The sequence below is a fragment of the Flavobacterium croceum DSM 17960 genome (assembly GCF_002917885.1).
GTDB classification, from domain to species: domain Bacteria; phylum Bacteroidota; class Bacteroidia; order Flavobacteriales; family Flavobacteriaceae; genus Flavobacterium; species Flavobacterium croceum.
The window spans coordinates 11,414-31,046 of record NZ_PQNY01000007.1 but is presented as its reverse complement, the minus strand read 5'-3'; the positions used below and the strand labels follow the sequence as shown (position 1 = coordinate 31,046).

Below are 19,633 nucleotides of genomic sequence, written 5' to 3'. Positions count from 1 at the left end.
GTACCCGGAGTGGGAATCGAACCCACACACCTAAGTACACGAGTTTGAGTCGTGCGCGTCTACCAATTCCGCCATCCGGGCTTGGATGCTTAAAATGTGAGTGCAAAAATAAAACTTTTTTTCTCATTTCATAGAAAAATACTCAAAATTATGCTATACAAGCCGTCAATAATTTTTAAATTTGTGCCCAACAAAACAACTTCAATACTAACTAACTACAAAACAACTGTTTAAATGCATCACAACGAATCCGAAGCAAAAATATTTGCGTGTTCAGAAAGTACTTATCTCGCTGAACAAATAGCCAAAGCTTATGGAATACCTTTAGGTAAAGTAAGTTTTTCTAAATTTAGTGATGGCGAATTTCAGCCTTCTTATGAAGAATCTATTAGAGGATTACGTGTATTTATTGTGTGCTCTACATTTCCAAATGCAGATAATTTAATGGAACTTTTATTGATGATAGATGCAGCAAAAAGAGCATCGGCTCGTCATATAACACCTGTTATTCCTTATTTTGGTTGGGCAAGACAAGATAGAAAAGACAAACCACGCGTACCGATAGGAGCAAAATTAGTTGCAAAATTACTAGAAACAGCAGGAGCTACTAGAATCATGACAATGGATTTACATGCCGATCAAATTCAAGGGTTTTTTGAAAAACCTGTAGATCATCTTTTTGCTTCTACAATTTTTCTTCCATATATAGAAAGTTTAAAGCTAGACAATTTAATGATTGCTTCACCAGATATGGGCGGATCTAAAAGAGCTTACGCATATTCTAAATTTTTAAATTCTGATGTGGTAATATGCTACAAACAAAGAAAAGAGGCTAATGTTGTAGGTACTATGGAACTTATAGGAGACGTAAAAGGCAAAAATGTAATATTGGTAGACGATATGATAGATACTGGCGGAACTCTTGCTAAAGCAGCCGACTTAATGATAGAAAGAGGTGCTCTTAGTGTAAGAGCAATTTGTACTCACGCGATACTATCGGGGAATGCCTACGAAAAAATTGAAGCCTCAAAACTAAGTGAATTAATTGTTACAGATTCAATTCCGTTAAAAAAACAAATAAATAAAATAAAAGTTGTATCTTGCGCCCCATTATTTGCCGAAGTGATGCATATGGTGCAAAACAACAATTCAATAAGTGGCAAATTTTTAATGTAGTAATTATTAACTATAAATATTTTTAAATGAAATCGATTACGATTAAAGCACAAGAAAGAGAAAGCGTAGGCAAAAAAGCAACAAAAGCCTTACGTGATGCTGGAATGGTGCCTTGCGTTGTTTACGGAGGAGCACAACCAGTACATTTTGCAGCAGATGAAAGAGCATTCAAAAACTTGGTGTACACTCCAAACGCTCACACTGTTGTAATTGATTTGGAAAATGGTACAAAAATGGATGCAATTTTACAAGACATTCAATTTGATCCAGTTTCTGATAAAATAAACCACATAGATTTCTTTCAATTGAAAGATGATAAAGAAATTGTTATGGAAGTTCCTGTTAAAATTGTAGGTAACTCAAAAGGTATTATGGCAGGGGGTACTTTACGTTTAAATCTAAGACGTCTTAAAGTAAAAGCTCTTCCAAAAAACCTTCCAGATTTTGTAGAGGCAGATATTACAGACCTTGAAATGGGTAACAAATTGTATGTAACAAAATTACCTACAAATAATTTCAAGTTAATGCACCCAGACAATACTGTAGTTTGTCAAGTGAAGATATCTCGTGCTGCTATGAAAGCTGCTCAAGAAGCTGCCAAAGCAGAAAAAGGTGCAAAAGGAAAGAAAAAATAATAAAATATTTTTCTTTTTTAAATTCAAATACACAAAGAGGCTTCGGCCTCTTTTTTTATTTTCAAAAACCAAGTTTTCAAAAATATTTTACAATAAACGTGTAACATTCTTATAAAGAAATCGTATAATAAGAACTATTGGAAATTAATATTAAATTGTTTTTTCGTTACAGCTACTTCTGAAATTTATTCAAAAATTAATTTTGATTCTTTATTCACTTGAATTACAAGAAAACAAACGAACCTTTTAAATTAAACCAATAATCATAACAGTCTATATATTTTAAAAAATTATCAAAATGGGAATCCTAAGTTTTTGGTGGTTAATACTTATTGTATTATCTATCATTTTTTACAAATTTGTATTACGCGTTTTCTTTGGAATGGTTATAGTACCCGAAGATAGAATAGGGCTAGTAACCAAAAAATTTGTTCTTTTTGGAGCACACAAATCATTGCCCGATGGTAGAATTATAGCCACACAAGGAGAAGCAGGTTTTCAAGCCCAAACTCTCGCCCCTGGTCTATATTGGGGTATGTGGATATGGCAATACTCTGTAGATATGACACCTTTTACCATAATACCCGAAGGGCAAATAGGGCTTGTTTTAAGTAAAGATGGTAAAGAAATTCCAACAGGGAGAATATTAGCTAGAAAAGTTAATTGCGACAATTATCAAGATGCCACAGCATTTTTAAACAACGGCGGGCAAAAAGGACGACAAACAGCATTTATTACAAGTGGATCATATCGTATAAATACTTTTTTATTTGAAATAGTAATTACAGATCAAGTAAAAATATTCGAAAACATGATCGGTATTGCTACAGCTCTAGACGGAGAACCAATTCCAATTGGTCAAATAGCAGGAAAATTTGTAGAAGGGCATAATAATTTTCAAGATTTTGATGCTTTTTTAGAAAATGGAGGAAATAGAGGTTTACAACCACAAGTAATGCTAGCAGGATCGTATTATATTAATACTTGGGCTATTCAAATAGAACAAAATCCAATGACAGATGTGCCTATAGGTCATGTTGGAGTAGTTATTTCATATATAGGAGAAGATGGGCAAGATGTAACAGGAGAAAGCTTTAAACATGGTAATATTGTTTCAAAAGGACAAAGAGGTGTTTGGATGGAACCACTAGGGCCAGGAAAATATGCTTTAAATAAATATTCGACCAAACTTGAACTTGTGCCTACTACCAATTTAGTACTTAATTGGGCAAATGCACGAAGCGAATCGCATAATTTAGATAAAAATTTATCTACTATTACAGTGCGTTCCAAAGATGGTTTCCCATTTAATTTAGATGTTTCTCAAATAATACATGTACCTGCAAATGAAGCCCCTAAAGTGATTGCTCGATTTGGAAGCATGAATAATTTAGTTTCGCAAGTTTTGGAACCAACAATTGGAAATTACTTCCGAAACTCGGCGCAAGATAGTGATGTAATTTCCTTTTTAAGTACTAGAAAAGAGCGACAAGAGTCTGCCAAAGTGCATATAAAAGCGGTTTTAGATGAGTATAATGTAAACGCTGTTGATACATTAATAGGTGATATTACTCCTCCAGAATCATTAATGAAAACATTAACAGATAGAAAAATTGCTGAAGAAGAGCAAAAAACCTACCAAACTCAGCGTATGGCACAAGAGCAACGTCAAGGGGTTGAAAAAGAAACAGCCATTGCAGATATGCAAAAAGAAATTGTTCGTGCAGCCCAAAGTGTAGAAATAGCACAACGTACCGCCGATGCAACTGTTAAAAAAGCAGAAGGTGATGCTACAAGTTTGAAATTGAGTGTAAATGCAGAAGCCGAAGCAACAAAAATGAGAGCTATTGCAGAAGCAGAGGCAACCAAAGCACGAGCAGGAGCTCAAGCCGAAGCAACAAAAATGAATGCAAGTGCCGAAGCCGAAAAAATTTCTAAAACAGGTCTAGCCGAAGCCGAAAAAATTATGGCTATAGGTAAATCTACTGCCGAAGCTTATCAATTACAAGTTACAGCAATGGGAGGTGATAATTTTACCAAGTACAAAATTACCGAAGAAATAGGTAAAGGCAATATAAAAGTAATTCCAGAAATACTTATTAGCGGTAGCAATGGTACTGACGGAGGAATAAATGGACTATTAGGTATGAAATTGATGGAGCTTATGGGAGCTGAAAAAAAAGAAAATAATCAATAATGTAAAGTATTTTCTCAAAAAAAACCTCAAGTGTAGTAACGCTTGAGGTTTTAATGTTTAAAAAAATCAACTAATCTTCTGCGTTTTCTTCTACATCTTTATATTCTGGATATAAAAAATTATTATACGGAAAACGAGTAATGTGTATTTCCCGAACGGCTTCGTATACTTTTTCTCTAAATTCTTCAAAATTTTTTTTTTCTGTAGCCGAAATAAAAAGAGCATTTTTTGCTCCTAATTTACTCATCCATGTAGATTTCCACTCTGTAAGGGTGTAATGTTTAGAAGTGCGTTCTGTTATTAAGTCATCTGTATCTATATGTTGAGGTTGGTAACGGTCTATTTTGTTAAACACCATTATAGTAGGTTTGTCATCACTTTTAATATCCTTTAAAATTTGATTTACAGATTCTATATGGTCTTCAAAATCGGGATGCGAAATGTCTACAACATGCAAAAGCAAATCGGCTTCGCGAACTTCATCAAGAGTGCTTTTAAAAGACTCAACAAGTTGTGTAGGTAATTTTCTAATAAATCCAACGGTGTCAGACAATAGAAAAGGCAAGTTTTTTATAACAACTTTTCTAACGGTGGTATCTAAGGTAGCAAATAATTTGTTTTCTACAAACACATCGCTCTTGCCTACGGCATTCATTAAAGTAGATTTTCCTACATTGGTATACCCTACAAGAGCAACACGAACCATAGCGCCTCGGTTACTTCTTTGTATAGACATTTGTTTATCTATAGTTTTTATTTTTTCTTTTAGCAGTGAAATTCTATCTCTTACAATACGTCTGTCTGTTTCTATCTCGGTTTCTCCAGGGCCACGTAATCCAATACCTCCTTTTTGGCGTTCAAGGTGCGTCCACATTCCAGATAATCTTGGTAGTAAATATTGACATTGAGCAAGTTCTACTTGGGTTCTTGCATAAGAAGTTTCGGCACGTTGTGCAAAAATATCTAAAATTAAGTTTGTTCTGTCTAAAACTTTGCAATCTAAAATTTTTGAAATATTTTTTTGTTGAGAAGGAGAAAGTTCATCATCAAAAATAACAGTATTTACATCATATTCTTTTACAAAATGATGAATTTCATCCATTTTTCCTGAGCCTAAAAACGTTTTTGGATTTGGTTTGTCTAGTTTTTGCCAAAACCTTTTTATCACTTCTCCACCAGCTGTAAAAGTTAGAAATTCCAATTCATCAAGGTATTCTTGAAGTTTGTCTTCGCTTTGCAATTGAGTGACGACACCTACAATAACGGTTTTTTCAAAATTTGTAGTTTGTTTTTCTAACATGAAAATATTTTTTACAAAGGTAATTATTTTCAAAAACACTACTATTTATACTCGTTTTTTTAATTTGATGTAAAATAAATTAGTTAAATATTTACATTTTGTTAAGACTTTTGGAATTTTTATTAAATTTGGAAATTAAAATCTTACAAAACAATCTATAAATTAAAAATCTGTGTTAATGAAAAAAATTACTTTTCTAGTGATTTTCTTATTCTCTATAGCAAGCAGTTTTGCACAACTTGCTTTAGAGGGATTTGAAAACACAACAGGTCCAGACGCATTACCTGCAACCAACTGGACTCTTGGTACAGGGAATTGGGCAGTTTTTGACAACGGTGTTGGTTTAGCCAAACGTTGGACAGTAAACGCAACTCCTTATGCAGGTACACAAGCTGCTTTTATCGACAGAGAAAATATTGGACAAAACAATACCTCTGAAGATTTTCTTGCTACTCCATTAGTAACAGTACCAACAAACGGTCAATTACGTTTTTGGACACGTTTAGGTTACAATGGTGACGCAGGTGCTAAGCTTCAAATACGAGTTGCACCAGCTACGGCGCCTTCTCAAACAAACACCGCTTCGTATACTACAATTCAAGAATGGACAGAGACATCTTTGGTTACCACTTATAATGTTTACGAAGAAAAAACGGTAGATCTTGTTGCGGCAGGTTATACACCAGGTAGTCAGATTTATATTGCTTTTGTAATGCAGTTTACGCAAACAGGAACAACGCTTTCTGGCGATAGATGGTTTATTGATGATGCTCGAGTAATTTCACAATGTTTACCTCCTACAAATTTAACCACTTCTGCACTTACTCATAATAGTGCTAGTTTAACTTGGACTCCCAATGGTGCTACCTCTTGGGAAATAGAAGTTGTACAAGGTACTACAGCACCAACAGGAACGGGAACTGTTTATAATGGAGCATTACCTTACGTTGTAAATGGTTTAACACCAAACACTGCTTATAGCTATTATGTTCGTTCATTATGTACTGATAGTAATAGTGCATGGGCTGGTCCGTTTTCTTTTACAACAACATTAGCACCATTAGGTTGTGGAGGAAACTTTACAGACCCAGGTGGACCTAATGCAAACTATGCTAATAGTGCAAATGTCACTACCGTAATTTGTCCTCAAAACCCAGGAGATGTAGTTACAGTTACTTTTACTTCATTTGCATTGGAGAATAATTGGGACTTCTTAAAAGTTTATAACGGAAATAGTAATACTGCACCTCAAATAGGAAATTACACAGGTACAACATTACCTCCAAGTATAACTTCTACAGCGGCTAATGGTTGTTTAACTTTTGTATTTACTTCAGATAGTAGTGTAAATGCAGCAGGATGGGTAGCAAATGTTACATGTGCTCCGCCACCAACATGCCCAAAACCAACAGCTATTACTGCAACAGCAGTTACATCGAATCAAGCAACTATAAGTTGGACAAACAATAGTACTGCAACACAATTTCAAGTAATTGCTCTACCATGTTCAGCAGCAGCTCCAGACGCATCAACAACAGGTTGGCAAACAGCTTCTGCGAGTCCATTTGTATATACAGGTCTTACACCAGATACATGTTATAAATTTTATGTAAGAGCAGTATGTTCTTCAACAGATTTGTCGTTGTGGTCTCAAGCAGCAACTGCAACTACACAACCATCTCCACCAGTTTGTGGAGGTACATTTACAGATCCAGGTGGAGCTACAGCAAATTATGCTAATAGTTCTAATATAACATATACAATATGTCCAACAAACCCTGGAGAGGTAGTAACTGTGTCTTTTTCAGCATTTGCACTGGAGAATAATTGGGACTTCTTAAAAGTTTATAACGGAAATAGTAATACTGCACCTCAAATAGGAAATTACACAGGTACAACATTGCCACCAGATATTACTTCTACAGCTGCCAATGGATGTTTGACTTTTGTATTTACTTCAGATAGTAGTGTAAATGCAGCAGGATGGGTAGCAAGTGTTACATGTGCAGCTCCACCAACTTGTCCTAAACCAACAGCTATTACAGCAACAGCAGTAACTTCAAACCAAGCTACTATAGGCTGGACAAATAATAGTACAGCAACACAATTTCAAGTAATTGCTTTACCATGTTCAGCAGCAGCTCCAGACGCATCAACAACAGGTTGGCAAACAGCTTCTGCAAATCCATTTGTATACACAGGTCTTACACCAGATACATGTTATAAATTTTATGTAAGAGCAGTATGTTCTTCAACAGATTTGTCATTATGGTCTCAAGCAGCTACTGCAACTACACAACCGGCACCGCCAGTTTGTGGTGGCACATTTACAGATCCAGGTGGAGCTAATGCAAATTATGCAAATAGTTCCAATATTACTTACACAATATGTCCAACAAACCCAGGTGATGTGGTTACAGTAACGTTCACTTCATTTGCTCTTGAAAACAATTTTGACTTTTTAAAAGTTTACGACGGAAATAGTGCTGCGGCTACACAAATAGGTAACTATACAGGAACAACTTTACCTCCACAAATAGATGCTACAAATCCTACAGGATGTTTAACTTTTGTATTTACTTCAGATAGTGTTGTAAATGCAGCAGGTTGGGTAGCAAGTGTTACTTGTGCACCACCTCCAACCTGTCCAAAACCAACAAATCTTGTTGCAACGCCATTAAACTCAACCTCTGCTACATTAACTTGGACAGAAAATGGAACAGCAACACAATGGGAGGTTATTGTACAACCTTCAGGAACAGGAATGCCTTCTGCTTCTGCAACAGGTGTTATTGTAAATGGTACTCCTACATACACCCCTAATAATTTAACACCAGGTACTTCATACGAATATTGGGTTAGAGCTATTTGTTCGTCTACAGACCATAGTACTTGGAATGGACCAAAATCATTCTACATTACTCAAACCTGTGCAGACTCAATGCCTTTCTGTGGAGAAACAGGATTAAATTATACTAATATCACAGGAGCACCAAGTTATGGTTCTATAGGTTGTTTATTTACTACACCAAATCCAGCTTGGTATTTTATGCAAGTAGATCAAACAGGACCATTAAGTTTACAAATTTCTCAAACTAGTAATTCAACTGGAAATGGTATTGACGTAGACTTTATTTGTTGGGGGCCATTTTCTTCTAATGATTTTTCTGTAGTTTGTAATAGTTTAAATGATTATCCAGATGGAAACATAATAACGCCAAGTAATATTGTGGCTTGTAGTTACTCTGCAGCTCCTATAGAAAACTTTACTATCACCAATGCTCAAGCAGGAGAGTATTATGTTATACTTATTACAAATTATAGTAATCAAGCAGGTACTGTCAATTTTACTCAAACTAATAATGGACAAACAGGAGCTGGAACAACGGACTGCGCTATAGTATGTAGTGTAGAATTAGGACCAGATGTGAGTTTATGTAATCAAACATCATATACTATAACATCAAGTAATCAAAATGCAGATAGCTATGCGTGGTATAATGGTACAACACTTCTTACCGGACAAACTTCTAGTACTCTAGTTGTAACACAATCAGGAACTTACAAATGTGTGATAACTTGTGGTTTAAACACTTCTGAAGATACTAAAACGGTTACATTTAATACTTCACCAGTTGTTACTGTTGCCAGTCAAACCATTTGTGATGGTCAAACAGCCACTTTAACAGCAAATGTTACCCCTTCTACAGGTACTTATACTTATGCTTGGACAGTTCCTACAGGTGTAACAAATCCAGGTAGTGTAGCTTCTTTTACTACTACAATTGCAGGTACATATTCTGTTGTTGTAACAAATACAGCTACTACTTGTCAAAGCACACCAGCTACAGCTACGGTTACAATAAATGCTTTACCAAATGTTACAGTTGGAAACAGTGTAATTTGTGCTGATGGGTTAGCAACAGTTGAAGCAGTAGTTAATGGATCTAGTACTTATACTTATGCATGGAGTGTTCCTACAGGATTTACAGACCCTGGAAATGTTTCTTCATTTACTACAAATGTAGCGGGTACTTATTCAGTTATTGTTACAGATACATTTACAGGATGTGTAACTGGTTCTATATCAGGAATCGTAACAGTGAATCCATTACCTGTAGTTTCAGTAAATAATCAAGTTATTTGTGCAGATGGAACAGCAACTATAACAGCCACTCCTTCTAACACTACAGCAACATATACTTATGCATGGAGTGTTCCTGCAGGTGTTACAAACCCAGGAAATGTTTCTACATTTACTACGAATGTAGCAGGAAATTATACAGTTCAAATAACAGATGTTCAAACATCTTGTGTAAGCCAACCTGTTACTGCTGTTGTAACAGTAAATCCGTTACCAGTAGTTACAGTAAACAGTCCTACAATTTGTCAAGGACAATCAGCAACTGTAACAGCCACTCCAAGTGATACAACACAAACATATAGTTACATTTGGACTGTACCTACAGGTGCTACAGATCCAGGTAACGTTGCATCATTCTCTACAAGTTTTGCAGGTACATATTCTGTTGTTGCCACAAATACTACAACAAATTGTGTAGGTACAAGTGCAAGTGGAACAGTAACAGTAAATCCAACACCAACAGTTTCTGTTTCAAGTAGTACAATTTGTGCGGGAGCATCTACTACGGTAACAGCTACTCCAAGTGATACAACACAAACATATACTTATGTGTGGACCGTACCTACAGGAGTTACAAATCCAGGAAGTGTGGCTTCATTTACAACAACTGTAGGTGGTAATTATAGCGTAACAATAACGAATACTTCTACAGGTTGTACAAGTGCTCTAGCCACAGGAACTGTAACTGTAAATGCTTTACCTACAGTTCAAGTAGTAATTCCAGAAGTTTGTCTTGGTACCTCGTCTACTGTAACAGCAAATGTTTCTCCAGCAGCAGGTACTTATACTTACGTATGGACTGTTCCTGCAGGAGTTACAAATCCAGGAAACGTTTCCTCGTTCACTACTAATGTGGCAGGTACATACTCTGTTATAGTAACGAACTCGAGTACAGGCTGTACTAGCACTTCTGCTAGCGCATCTCCAGTTTACAATGACCTTCCAGATTACACCATATTTGGTTCTTGTGAAGGTTCAACTTATGTATTGAAACTTATAGATACAAATTTCACATCATCATCCGCTACCTATTTGTGGTATTCTACTACAAACCCTAACTTAGGTACAACAAGTACATTAACAGTTACAGCGGTTGGTGAATACTTCTGTAAAGTAACAAATGTTGATGGTTGTGTAACAATTAAATCTATAAATGTTGCTAGCATTAACTGTCAAATTCAAAAAGGTATTTCTCCAAATAATGATGGTAAAAACGATAAATTTGATTTAACAGGATTAGATGTACAAGAGTTACAAATTTATAATCGATACGGTAGAATTGTATATTCTAAAACCAACTATATAGACGAGTGGACAGGTTTAGACAAAAACAATAATGAATTGCCAGATGGTACTTATTATTATGTAATTAATCTAAAAAGCGGAGATAATAAAACAGGTTGGGTTTATATCAATAGAGAGATAAAATAGTAACATCAATATAATTATAAATGAAAAATTTCAAGAAAATGAAAAAATTAACTTTGCTATTAGCTTTTGGTCTAGTGACATATTTTGATGTTAATGCACAGCAAGATCCACATTATACACAATATATGTATAACCTAAGTGTAGTAAATCCAGCTTATGCAGGGTCTAAAGAAAACTTGGCAGGTGGATTACTATATAGAAAACAATGGGTAGAAATTGAAGACGCTCCAACTACGGGTACTTTTTTTCTACACAGTCCTGTTGGTAAAAACGTAGGTCTAGGATTATCTGCCTTAAATGATAAAATAGGTCCTGTAGAAGAAACAAATGTGTATGCAGACTTTTCATATACTTTAAAAGTAAGTGAAGAAGCTAAACTTGCTTTTGGATTAAAAGGAGGTGCAACTTTTCATAAAATAGATTTCATGACCATCTACCCTACATTACCAAATGTAGGGGATGATGCGTTTGCAAATGGAACTATGAATCCAAAAAGAACCCTTTTTAATGTTGGTACAGGTTTATTTTATTATACCAATAAGTATTATGTTTCATTATCTATTCCAAACATGTTAAAATCTAAATATCTTGATTTTAACGGAAGACAATATGGTACCGAAACATTGCATTACTTTTTAACAGGTGGATACGTATTTGATTTGAGCCCAAGTGTAAAATTCAAACCTTTTGCTATGGTAAAAACGGCATTCAATGCACCAACTTCGTTTGATCTTTCTACCAATTTCCTTTTCAATGAGAAATTTGAAATTGGAGCTACTTATAGATTTGAAGACTCATTTGGAGCTATGGTAAGCTATGGTTTATCTCCAAACTTAAGAATTGGATATGCATACGACCATATTACTTCCGATTTGAAAGTTACAACTCCAGCTTCTCATGAGTTTATGTTGCTTTTCAATTTGAATTTCAACAAAAAAGTATCACAATCATCAAGATATTTCTAATATAATACTAACGTAGTCCAATGAAAAAATTATATATAGCATTAAGTTTTGCAGCAATTAGCTCTTCTATCTATGCGCAAAACAACGATACAAAAAGTGCAGATAAACTATTTGCTAGATACGAATATGTAAAAGCTGCCAATGCCTACTTAAAATTGGTAGAAAACGACAAAGCAGACGGATATGTGTATAAACAATTGGCAGACAGCTACTATAATATGTTTAATACCACAGAAGCTGTAAAATGGTATGCCAAAGCAATGGAAACCAATCAAGATGCAGAAACGTATTTCCGTTATTCACAAATGCTTAAAGCAAACGGCAAATATGAAGAATCGAATAAAGTGATGTCAAAATTTGCAGCAGCATATCCAAACGATTTACGTGCAAAATCATTTAAAGAAAATCCAAACTATATTCCGAAATTATTAAAAAAATCTCCAGAATATACAGTAAGCGCTTTAGCTATAAATTCTGAAAAATCGGAGTTTGGAGCTTTATTAAAAGACAATAATTTGTTTTTTACAAGTGCTAGAAATGCAGCTAAGAAAAATTATGGCTGGAACAACGAACCTTATCTAGATTTGTATAAATCTACCTTAGGAGATGGTGGAAATTATTCTGAACCTACAGCAATAGCTTCACTTAATTCTCAATACCATGATGGGCCAATAACTTTTAGCACAGATGGTAAAACAGCCTATTTTTCGAGTGATAGTTTTAGAGAAAACCTTTATACTAAAAATAAAGCAGCTCATTTAAAATTAGGAAAAAACAACCTTTACAAAGCTACAAGTAACGATGGCGAAACATGGAATGATATTAAACCATTACCATTTAATAGTGCAGAATATTCTACAAGTAATCCAGCTTTAAGTAAAGATGGTAGAACGTTATATTTTTCTTCAGATATGCCTGGAGGAAAAGGAGGCGTAGATATTTGGAAAGTAGAAATAAAAGCCGACGGAAGTTTTGGTACACCTGTTTGTTTGGGTGGTAATGTAAATACAGAAGGTAATGAAAGTTTCCCTTTTATTGCAGAAGACAACAAAACACTTTATTTCTCATCTAATGGAAAACAAGGACTTGGAGGTTACGATGTGTTTAGTGTTGATTTAAGCAAAAATTCAGAAGCAGTAAACCTAGGAAAACCAGTAAACTCTGAAAAAGACGACTTCTCTTTTACATTTAATGGTTCTAAAAACTTCGGATATTTTTCAAGTAACCGTAACGGTAACGATGATATTTTTACAGCTACTCCTATCTGTGGTGTAGATGTTGAAACTATTGTTACGAACTCTAAAACAGGAGAAATTTTGGCAGGAGCAAAAGTTTCTATTTTAGATAGTAAAAACAATGTGATTGCTACAGAAACCTCAAACGATAAAGGAGCCGTTTCATTTAGAGTAGAGTGCGACCAAGCCTATACAGTACAAGCTTCAAAAGACAAATTCGAGGGGAATACATTTGCTATTGCAAAAAGCAAAGGACCAAAAGCTTCTGTAGATGCTAAACTTAATCCAATAGAAGAAATTGTTACTCCAATAGAGGTAGTATTACAACCTATTTATTTTGAATTTGATAAGAGTAATATTACACAACAAGGTGCTTTTGAGCTAGATAAATTAGTTCAGGTTATGAACGATCACAAAGACATGGTTATTTTTGTAAAATCACACACCGATAATATAGGTGATGACGAGTACAACTTAGGCTTATCAGATCGTAGAGCAAAAGCTTCTGTACAATATGTTATTTCTAAAGGAATTTCTGCCGATCGTATTTCTGGACAAGGTTTTGGAGAAAAAGAACCTGTTGAAAAATGCGATAGATGTACCAAAGAACAAAATGCTAAAAACAGACGTTCTGAATTCCTTATCGTAAAAAAATAATACTTTAATAAGTATTTTAAATTTTCATAAAGGCTACCCAAATAGGGTAGCCTTTATGTATTTGTTATGGTTTGAAAATTAATTTTTTATGCAAGTATTTCTTGTTAAAAAATATCCTACATTTACTACAATAATTTTTATTAATATTCAGTTATTGGTTTAATTATTGCATCTGTTGTTTTAAGTAAAATCAAACTCTTTTTCCTAAATTTATGAAAACCCTTAAGTCACTCATTTTGTTCTTGGCAATATTTGTATTGCATTCTTGTTCTAAAAAATCGGCTGCCGATTTTGATTCTGACGCTTCTTTATTTAAAGATTATATTTCGGGCTTTACTTCGGGGTTTCAGTCTGTAAATTCAGATATTAGAGTTCAATTGGCTTTCAATAAAAACGATTGGAAACTCAATCAAGAATTAGATGAAGATATTTTTGACATATCGCCTAGTGTAAGCGGAAAAGTTATAGCATTATCCAACAATACCATAGCTTTTATTCCTAAAAAAAAGCTAGATCAAAACACGTTATATCAAATCACTTTAGATTTAACTAAAATTACAAATGTTCCAAAAGAAGAGCTTCAAAAATTTAACTTCTCTTTTAAAACAATCAAACAAGACTTTACCGTTACAACAGAAGATTTGCAATCGTATAGTCAAGACTATTATTATCAATATGGAAAGCTAAAAACTGCAGATGATTTAGATTTTGATGAGGCAAAAAAACTTATAGAAGCTACACAAAACGGAGATGATTTAAAAATAATTTTTGATAAAGCTGCAAGTACAAAAACAGAATTTAAGTTTATGATAGATAGTATTCAACGCTTTGATGCTACTAGCGAAGTCGAACTTAAATGGGATGGAGATGCTGCCGATATTGATGATCAGGAAGGTGAAACTACCATTGAAATTCCGGGCAAAAACGATTTTAAAGTATTAAGTGTAAAAATTGGAGATGAGAACAATCAATCTTTACTTATCAATTTTTCAGATAGACTAAAAAAAGATCAAGATTTTAAAGGTCTAGTCAATATAGAAAATACCGATAATTTAAAATTTGCCACTATGGGCAATGTTCTTAAAGTATTTTTTGACAATACACGCCCTGAAGACAAACAACAAATACAACAAGCAACTCCAGTAGAAACAGCCGTAGTAGATAGTACAATTGCGGTAGTAGATTCGGTAACTGTTGCCGTAGATACTGCAGCGGTAGCTGTATACGAACCGCAAGATGTGGTACAACCTGTAGAAAATTCAGATGAAGGACAGTCTTTTTCTGGATTAAAAAATGTAGAAATATTTCAAGGAATTCAAAATGAATTTGGCACTAAAATGCAAAATAATTATTCCGAAAAAATTCAGTTTGATGCGATAAAACCAGCCGTTCGATTTTTAAAAAACGGAACGATTTTACCTAGCTCGTCAAATTTGAAGATAAATTTTGAAGCTGCCAATTTAAAATCGGTAGACGTTAAAATTTATAAAATTTATCAAAACAATGTATTACAATTTTTACAAGACAACGATTTAAACGGCACACAAAATCTTAGAAAAGTAAGCCAACCAATTGCCAAATCTACGCTAGAACTCAAACAAAACAACCTTTTAGATTATTCAAAGTGGAATGTTTACGCATTAGATATTTCAAAAATAATAAAGCCAGAACCAGGAGCTATATACCGCGTAGAGTTTTCGTTTAAAAAGAAATATTCTTTATACAAATGTACAGCAGGCAATGAAGAAACATCTACAAATACAGATGACGAAGAAGAAAACGAAGACGATGTAAATTACAGTGGTTATGGTTACGATTATTACTATGAAGAAGATTATGAGTGGAGACAAAGCCAAGATCCATGTACCGATTACTATTATTATAACACTAGAGTAGGGGCAAATGTACTTGCGTCAGACTTAGGTGTTATTGCAAAAAGAGGCAACAACAAATCGGTAACTATTGCTGTAAGCGATATCATTTCGACGAATCCTGTTTCGGGTGCAAAAGTAGAATTGTATAATTATCAACAACAAAAAATAGCCGAAGGTTCTACAGATGGTGATGGAATGGCAAGTTTCGATTTAGAAAAAATGACCTATTTTGCTATTGTAAATAAAGGTACACAAACTACCTATGTAAAAATGGACGATGAGTTGTCTTTGTCTGTAAGTAACTTTGATGTATCTGGTGCTACACTCGAAAAAGGAATTAAAGGATATATTTACGGAGAAAGAGGTGTTTGGCGTCCTGGCGACACGATGTATTTATCATTCATATTAAACGATAATAGTAATAAAATACCAGAAAACCATCCTATTAAGTTCCGATTGAATGATCCTAGTGGCAAAACAACATACCAAACCGTTCAAGTAAAAAATGCTTTAAACCATTATACATTTACAGTGCCTACACAACCCGAATCACCTACAGGTAATTGGGAAGCAATGGTAAGTGTAGGTGGCGCACATTTTTACAAAAGCATAAAGGTTGAAACCATTAAGCCAAACCGTTTAAAAATTAAAAATAGTTTTAACCAAGGATTACTTTCGGCAGGTAAAAATAATAGCAATAACATACAAGTTTTGTGGTTACATGGAGCAGTAGCAAAAGATTTGAAAACAGAAGTTCAAGCAAAATTTTCTCAACAAGTTACAACCTTTAAAGGATATTCTAATTATGTATTTGACGATCCTACTCGAAATTTTTCTACTGAAGAAGTAAATGTGTTTTCAGGAAAAGTAGATGCAAACGGTAGGGCTTCAATTTCTATAAATCCGCATATACAAGGTCAAGCTCCTGGTATGCTCAAAGCTGCTTTTATAACTAAAGTTTACGAGCAAGGAGGCGATGTAAGTACCGATGTTGCTTCAATGAATTATTCGCCATATAAAGTATATGTGGGATTAAAAACACCAGAGCCTAACAAGTACGGACTTATAGAAACAGGCAAAGTGAATCGTTTTGATGTGGTGTCACTTTCAGAAACGGGCACCCCCGTTTCGGTTAAAAATTTGGAAGTGCGCGTTTATAAGATGGAATCTCGTTGGTGGTGGGATGCTTCAAACGATAACTTATCAAGTTACAATAGTTCTAGTGCTACAACAGCCTACAAATTATTTCGTATTAATACCGATGCTTCAGGGAAAGGAAGCGTGGCTTTTTCGGTACCCGAAGACGATTGGGGAAGTTACTTGATAAGAGTTTATGATTCCAACGGAGGTCATGCCGCAGGACAAAAAGTGTTTATAGATTATCCATATTGGTCTTCACGTTCAAGAAATACAGATGGACAAGAAGCAACCATGCTACGTTTTAATACCGATAAAAAAGAGTATAGTGTAGGACAAACCGCAAAAATTTTCTTCCCTTCTAGTGCAGGAGGCAGAGCTTTAATTTCTATAGAAAATGGGTCAAAAGTAGTTAAAACACTTTGGACAAAAACACAAAAAGGAGAAACAACAGTAGAGTTGCCAATCACTGCCGACATGGCACCAAATGTGTACATTAATATTAGTTTATTACAGCCTCATGCCAATACAAAAAACGACTCTCCTATTCGTATGTATGGCATTGTACCTATCGAAGTTACAGACAAAAGTACAGTTCTTGAGCCTCAAATTACAATGCCCAACGTTTTGAAGCCTGAACAATCTGTAAATATTAAAGTTTCCGAAAAAAATGGCAAAGCCATGACGTATACCATTGCTGTAGTTGATGAAGGTTTACTCGATTTAACTCGTTTTAAAACTCCAAATGCTTGGGAAAGTTTTTACTCACGCGAAGCCTTAGGTGTGCGTACTTGGGATATTTACGACGATGTAATTGGTGCCTATGGAGGTAAAGTTAACCAAGTATTTAGTATTGGTGGTGATGAAGATTTAGGAGGAGGCAAAGCCAAAAAAGCAAATAGATTTAAACCTGTAGTAATGTTTTTAGGTCCTTTTAAACTAGATGGAGGAAGTAAAACACACACTATTAAATTGCCAAAATATATAGGTTCTGTTCGGACTATGGTTGTAGCGGCAAATGCAGAGAAAAATGCTTATGGAGCAGCAGAAAAAACAACAGCAGTACGCAGTCCATTGATGGTTTTGGCTTCTTTACCTAGAAAAATATCGCCTTCAGAAAATGTAACATTACCAGTAACAGTATTTGCAATGGAAAATCATGTAAAAAATGTTACGCTTCAAATAAAAACAAACAATGCCGTTAGAGTAATAGGAAATACTACTCAAAAACTTTCTTTTCCAACACCCGATGAAAAAATGGCGTTTTTTAATCTAAATGTAGGCAACATTTCAGGCATTGGAAAAATACAAATTATAGCCACCTCTGGCAAAGAAAAATCGGTATATGATGTAGAGGTCGATGTATTTAATCCAAACCCTGTTACTCATACGTATACAGATGTGATTTTAGAACCAAATAGCACTAAAACAATAAATTGGACAACATTTGGCGTAGTTGGAAGTAATAAAGCAATGCTCGAAGTTTCATCGATGCCAACAATTGATTTTGGCAGACGTTTGGACTATCTTATACAATATCCTCATGGTTGTGTAGAACAAACTACATCTTCTGTATTTCCGCAGTTGTACCTTTCAGATGTTATTGATTTAGATGCTTCAAAAAAAGCTACAATTCAAAAAAATGTAACGGCAGGTATTCAAAAATTAGCTGGCTTTCAATTGGCAAATGGCGGATTTAGCTATTGGCAAGGCCTACATGAAGCCGATGATTGGGGTAGTAGTTATGCAGGACATTTTTTAATTGAAGCAGAAACCAAAGGCTATGTTATTCCTGTTGGATTTAAACAAAAATGGATTGGATACCAACAAAAAATGGCAAAACAATGGCATTTTGAAGGTCGATACCAAACCGATTTAGCTCAAGCCTATAGATTGTATACTTTAGCTTTGGCAGGTAGCCCAGACTTGCCTTCTATGAACCGTTTGCGGGAAACAAAAGGTATAGGCAACGAGGCAAAAATTAGATTGGCAGCTACCTATGCACTTATTAAGCAAAATAATATAGGTTTAGCATTACTCAGTAAGTCTTCTATAGACGAAACCAACGAACAAGTATATTATTATTACGGTTCTGCCGATAGAAATAGAGCAATGACATTGGAAACCTTACTATTATTGGGTCAAAAGCAAAAAGCATTTACTATGGCAACCAAACTTGCAAGAAATCTTTCTAGCGATACTTGGATGAGCACACAAACAACGGCGTATGCTTTAAATGCTATGGCAAAATTTGCCAAATTTAATGGAGGAAAAGGCATTGCTGTGTCTTATACTAATGCAAAAAAACCAAATGTTATAACATCAAACAAAGCTTTAGCACAAAGAACTTTGATCGTATCTTCTGGTAGCAATGCCTTAACGATTAAAAACAATAAAAGCAATACAATATACATTAGAATAACAAATAGTGGTATTTTGCCAGTTGGAAAAGAACAACCTATTCAGTATAACTTGGCGGCCAATATTATTTTTAAAGACAGAAAAGGCACTAAAATAGATGTAACTAAAATTGCACAAGGAACGGAGTTTATAGCTGAAGTAACATTAACAAATCATAAAAATGAATTTGTGCCTAATGTGGCACTTACTCAAATTTTGCCATCTGGATTTGAAATTGTTAATACAAGATATACCGAGTTTGGCAATGCTACCGAAAATGTTGCCGATTATATAGATATTCGTGATGATAGAGCCAATTACTATTTTGGACTAAAAGCAAACGAAACTAGAACATTCAAGCTTTTACTCAATGCGTCTTATCTTGGAAAATATTATTTACCAGGTTTACAATGTGAGGCTATGTATGATCATGATTTCTTAGCGAGAACAAAAGGACAATGGGTTGAAGTTGTAAAATAATT

General features: G+C 34.6%; 8 protein-coding genes and 1 tRNA gene. 7 read left to right on the top strand and 2 right to left on the bottom strand.

Annotation, left to right across the window (positions count from 1 at the left end; translation table 11 throughout):
• Window position 1: 1 nt before the first annotated feature.
• A tRNA-Leu gene (locus tag Q361_RS06440) sits at window positions 2–81 on the bottom strand.
• A gap of 153 nt (window positions 82–234) precedes the next feature.
• Here Q361_RS06440 and Q361_RS06435 point away from each other — a divergent pair.
• From Q361_RS06435 to Q361_RS06425, 3 genes are all read left to right on the top strand, one after another.
• The gene (locus Q361_RS06435; RefSeq protein WP_103725905.1) at window positions 235–1,176 is read left to right on the top strand and encodes a ribose-phosphate pyrophosphokinase; all 942 of its coding nucleotides are present in this window, start codon (window positions 235–237) and stop codon (window positions 1,174–1,176) included.
• Window positions 1,177–1,202: 26 nt separating this feature from the next.
• The gene (locus Q361_RS06430) at window positions 1,203–1,811 is read left to right on the top strand and encodes a 50S ribosomal protein L25/general stress protein Ctc (protein ID WP_103725904.1); all 609 of its coding nucleotides are present in this window, start codon (window positions 1,203–1,205) and stop codon (window positions 1,809–1,811) included.
• A gap of 298 nt (window positions 1,812–2,109) precedes the next feature.
• The gene (locus Q361_RS06425) at window positions 2,110–4,008 is read left to right on the top strand and encodes an SPFH domain-containing protein (protein WP_103725903.1); all 1,899 of its coding nucleotides are present in this window, start codon (window positions 2,110–2,112) and stop codon (window positions 4,006–4,008) included.
• A gap of 70 nt (window positions 4,009–4,078) precedes the next feature.
• Here the strand turns inward: Q361_RS06425 and hflX are convergent, their stop codons facing one another.
• On the bottom strand, window positions 4,079–5,308 hold the full coding sequence (hflX, locus tag Q361_RS06420; RefSeq protein ID WP_103725902.1) for a GTPase HflX: 1,230 nt from the start codon (window positions 5,306–5,308) through the stop codon (window positions 4,079–4,081).
• Between the two features lie 178 nt (window positions 5,309–5,486).
• Here hflX and Q361_RS06415 point away from each other — a divergent pair, with 178 nt between their 5' ends.
• The 4 genes from Q361_RS06415 (at window position 5,487) to Q361_RS06400 (ending at window position 19,631) form a co-directional block, all read left to right on the top strand.
• On the top strand, window positions 5,487–10,883 hold the full coding sequence (locus tag Q361_RS06415) for a CUB domain-containing protein (RefSeq protein ID WP_103725901.1): 5,397 nt from the start codon (window positions 5,487–5,489) through the stop codon (window positions 10,881–10,883).
• A gap of 38 nt (window positions 10,884–10,921) precedes the next feature.
• Window positions 10,922–11,848, top strand: a complete 927-nt coding sequence (locus Q361_RS06410; RefSeq protein ID WP_103725900.1) for a PorP/SprF family type IX secretion system membrane protein — start codon at window positions 10,922–10,924, stop codon at window positions 11,846–11,848.
• 20 nt (window positions 11,849–11,868) lie between these two features.
• On the top strand, window positions 11,869–13,740 hold the full coding sequence (locus tag Q361_RS06405; RefSeq protein WP_103725899.1) for an OmpA family protein: 1,872 nt from the start codon (window positions 11,869–11,871) through the stop codon (window positions 13,738–13,740).
• A gap of 212 nt (window positions 13,741–13,952) precedes the next feature.
• Window positions 13,953–19,631, top strand: coding sequence for an alpha-2-macroglobulin family protein (locus Q361_RS06400; RefSeq protein WP_103725898.1), 5,679 nt, complete (start codon window positions 13,953–13,955; stop codon window positions 19,629–19,631).
• Window positions 19,632–19,633: the final 2 nt, after the last annotated feature.

What these genes read in the sequence shown, in the direction of transcription:
- Q361_RS06435 (WP_103725905.1), top strand. Translation starts at nt 235, where the DNA reads ATGCATCACAACGAATCCGAAGCAAAAATATTTGCGTGTTCAGAAAGT.
- Q361_RS06430 (WP_103725904.1), top strand. Translation starts at nt 1,203, where the DNA reads ATGAAATCGATTACGATTAAAGCACAAGAAAGAGAAAGCGTAGGCAAA.
- Q361_RS06425 (WP_103725903.1), top strand. Translation starts at nt 2,110, where the DNA reads ATGGGAATCCTAAGTTTTTGGTGGTTAATACTTATTGTATTATCTATC.
- hflX (WP_103725902.1), bottom strand. Translation starts at nt 5,308, where the DNA reads ATGTTAGAAAAACAAACTACAAATTTTGAAAAAACCGTTATTGTAGGT.
- Q361_RS06415 (WP_103725901.1), top strand. Translation starts at nt 5,487, where the DNA reads ATGAAAAAAATTACTTTTCTAGTGATTTTCTTATTCTCTATAGCAAGC.
- Q361_RS06410 (WP_103725900.1), top strand. Translation starts at nt 10,922, where the DNA reads ATGAAAAAATTAACTTTGCTATTAGCTTTTGGTCTAGTGACATATTTT.
- Q361_RS06405 (WP_103725899.1), top strand. Translation starts at nt 11,869, where the DNA reads ATGAAAAAATTATATATAGCATTAAGTTTTGCAGCAATTAGCTCTTCT.
- Q361_RS06400 (WP_103725898.1), top strand. Translation starts at nt 13,953, where the DNA reads ATGAAAACCCTTAAGTCACTCATTTTGTTCTTGGCAATATTTGTATTG.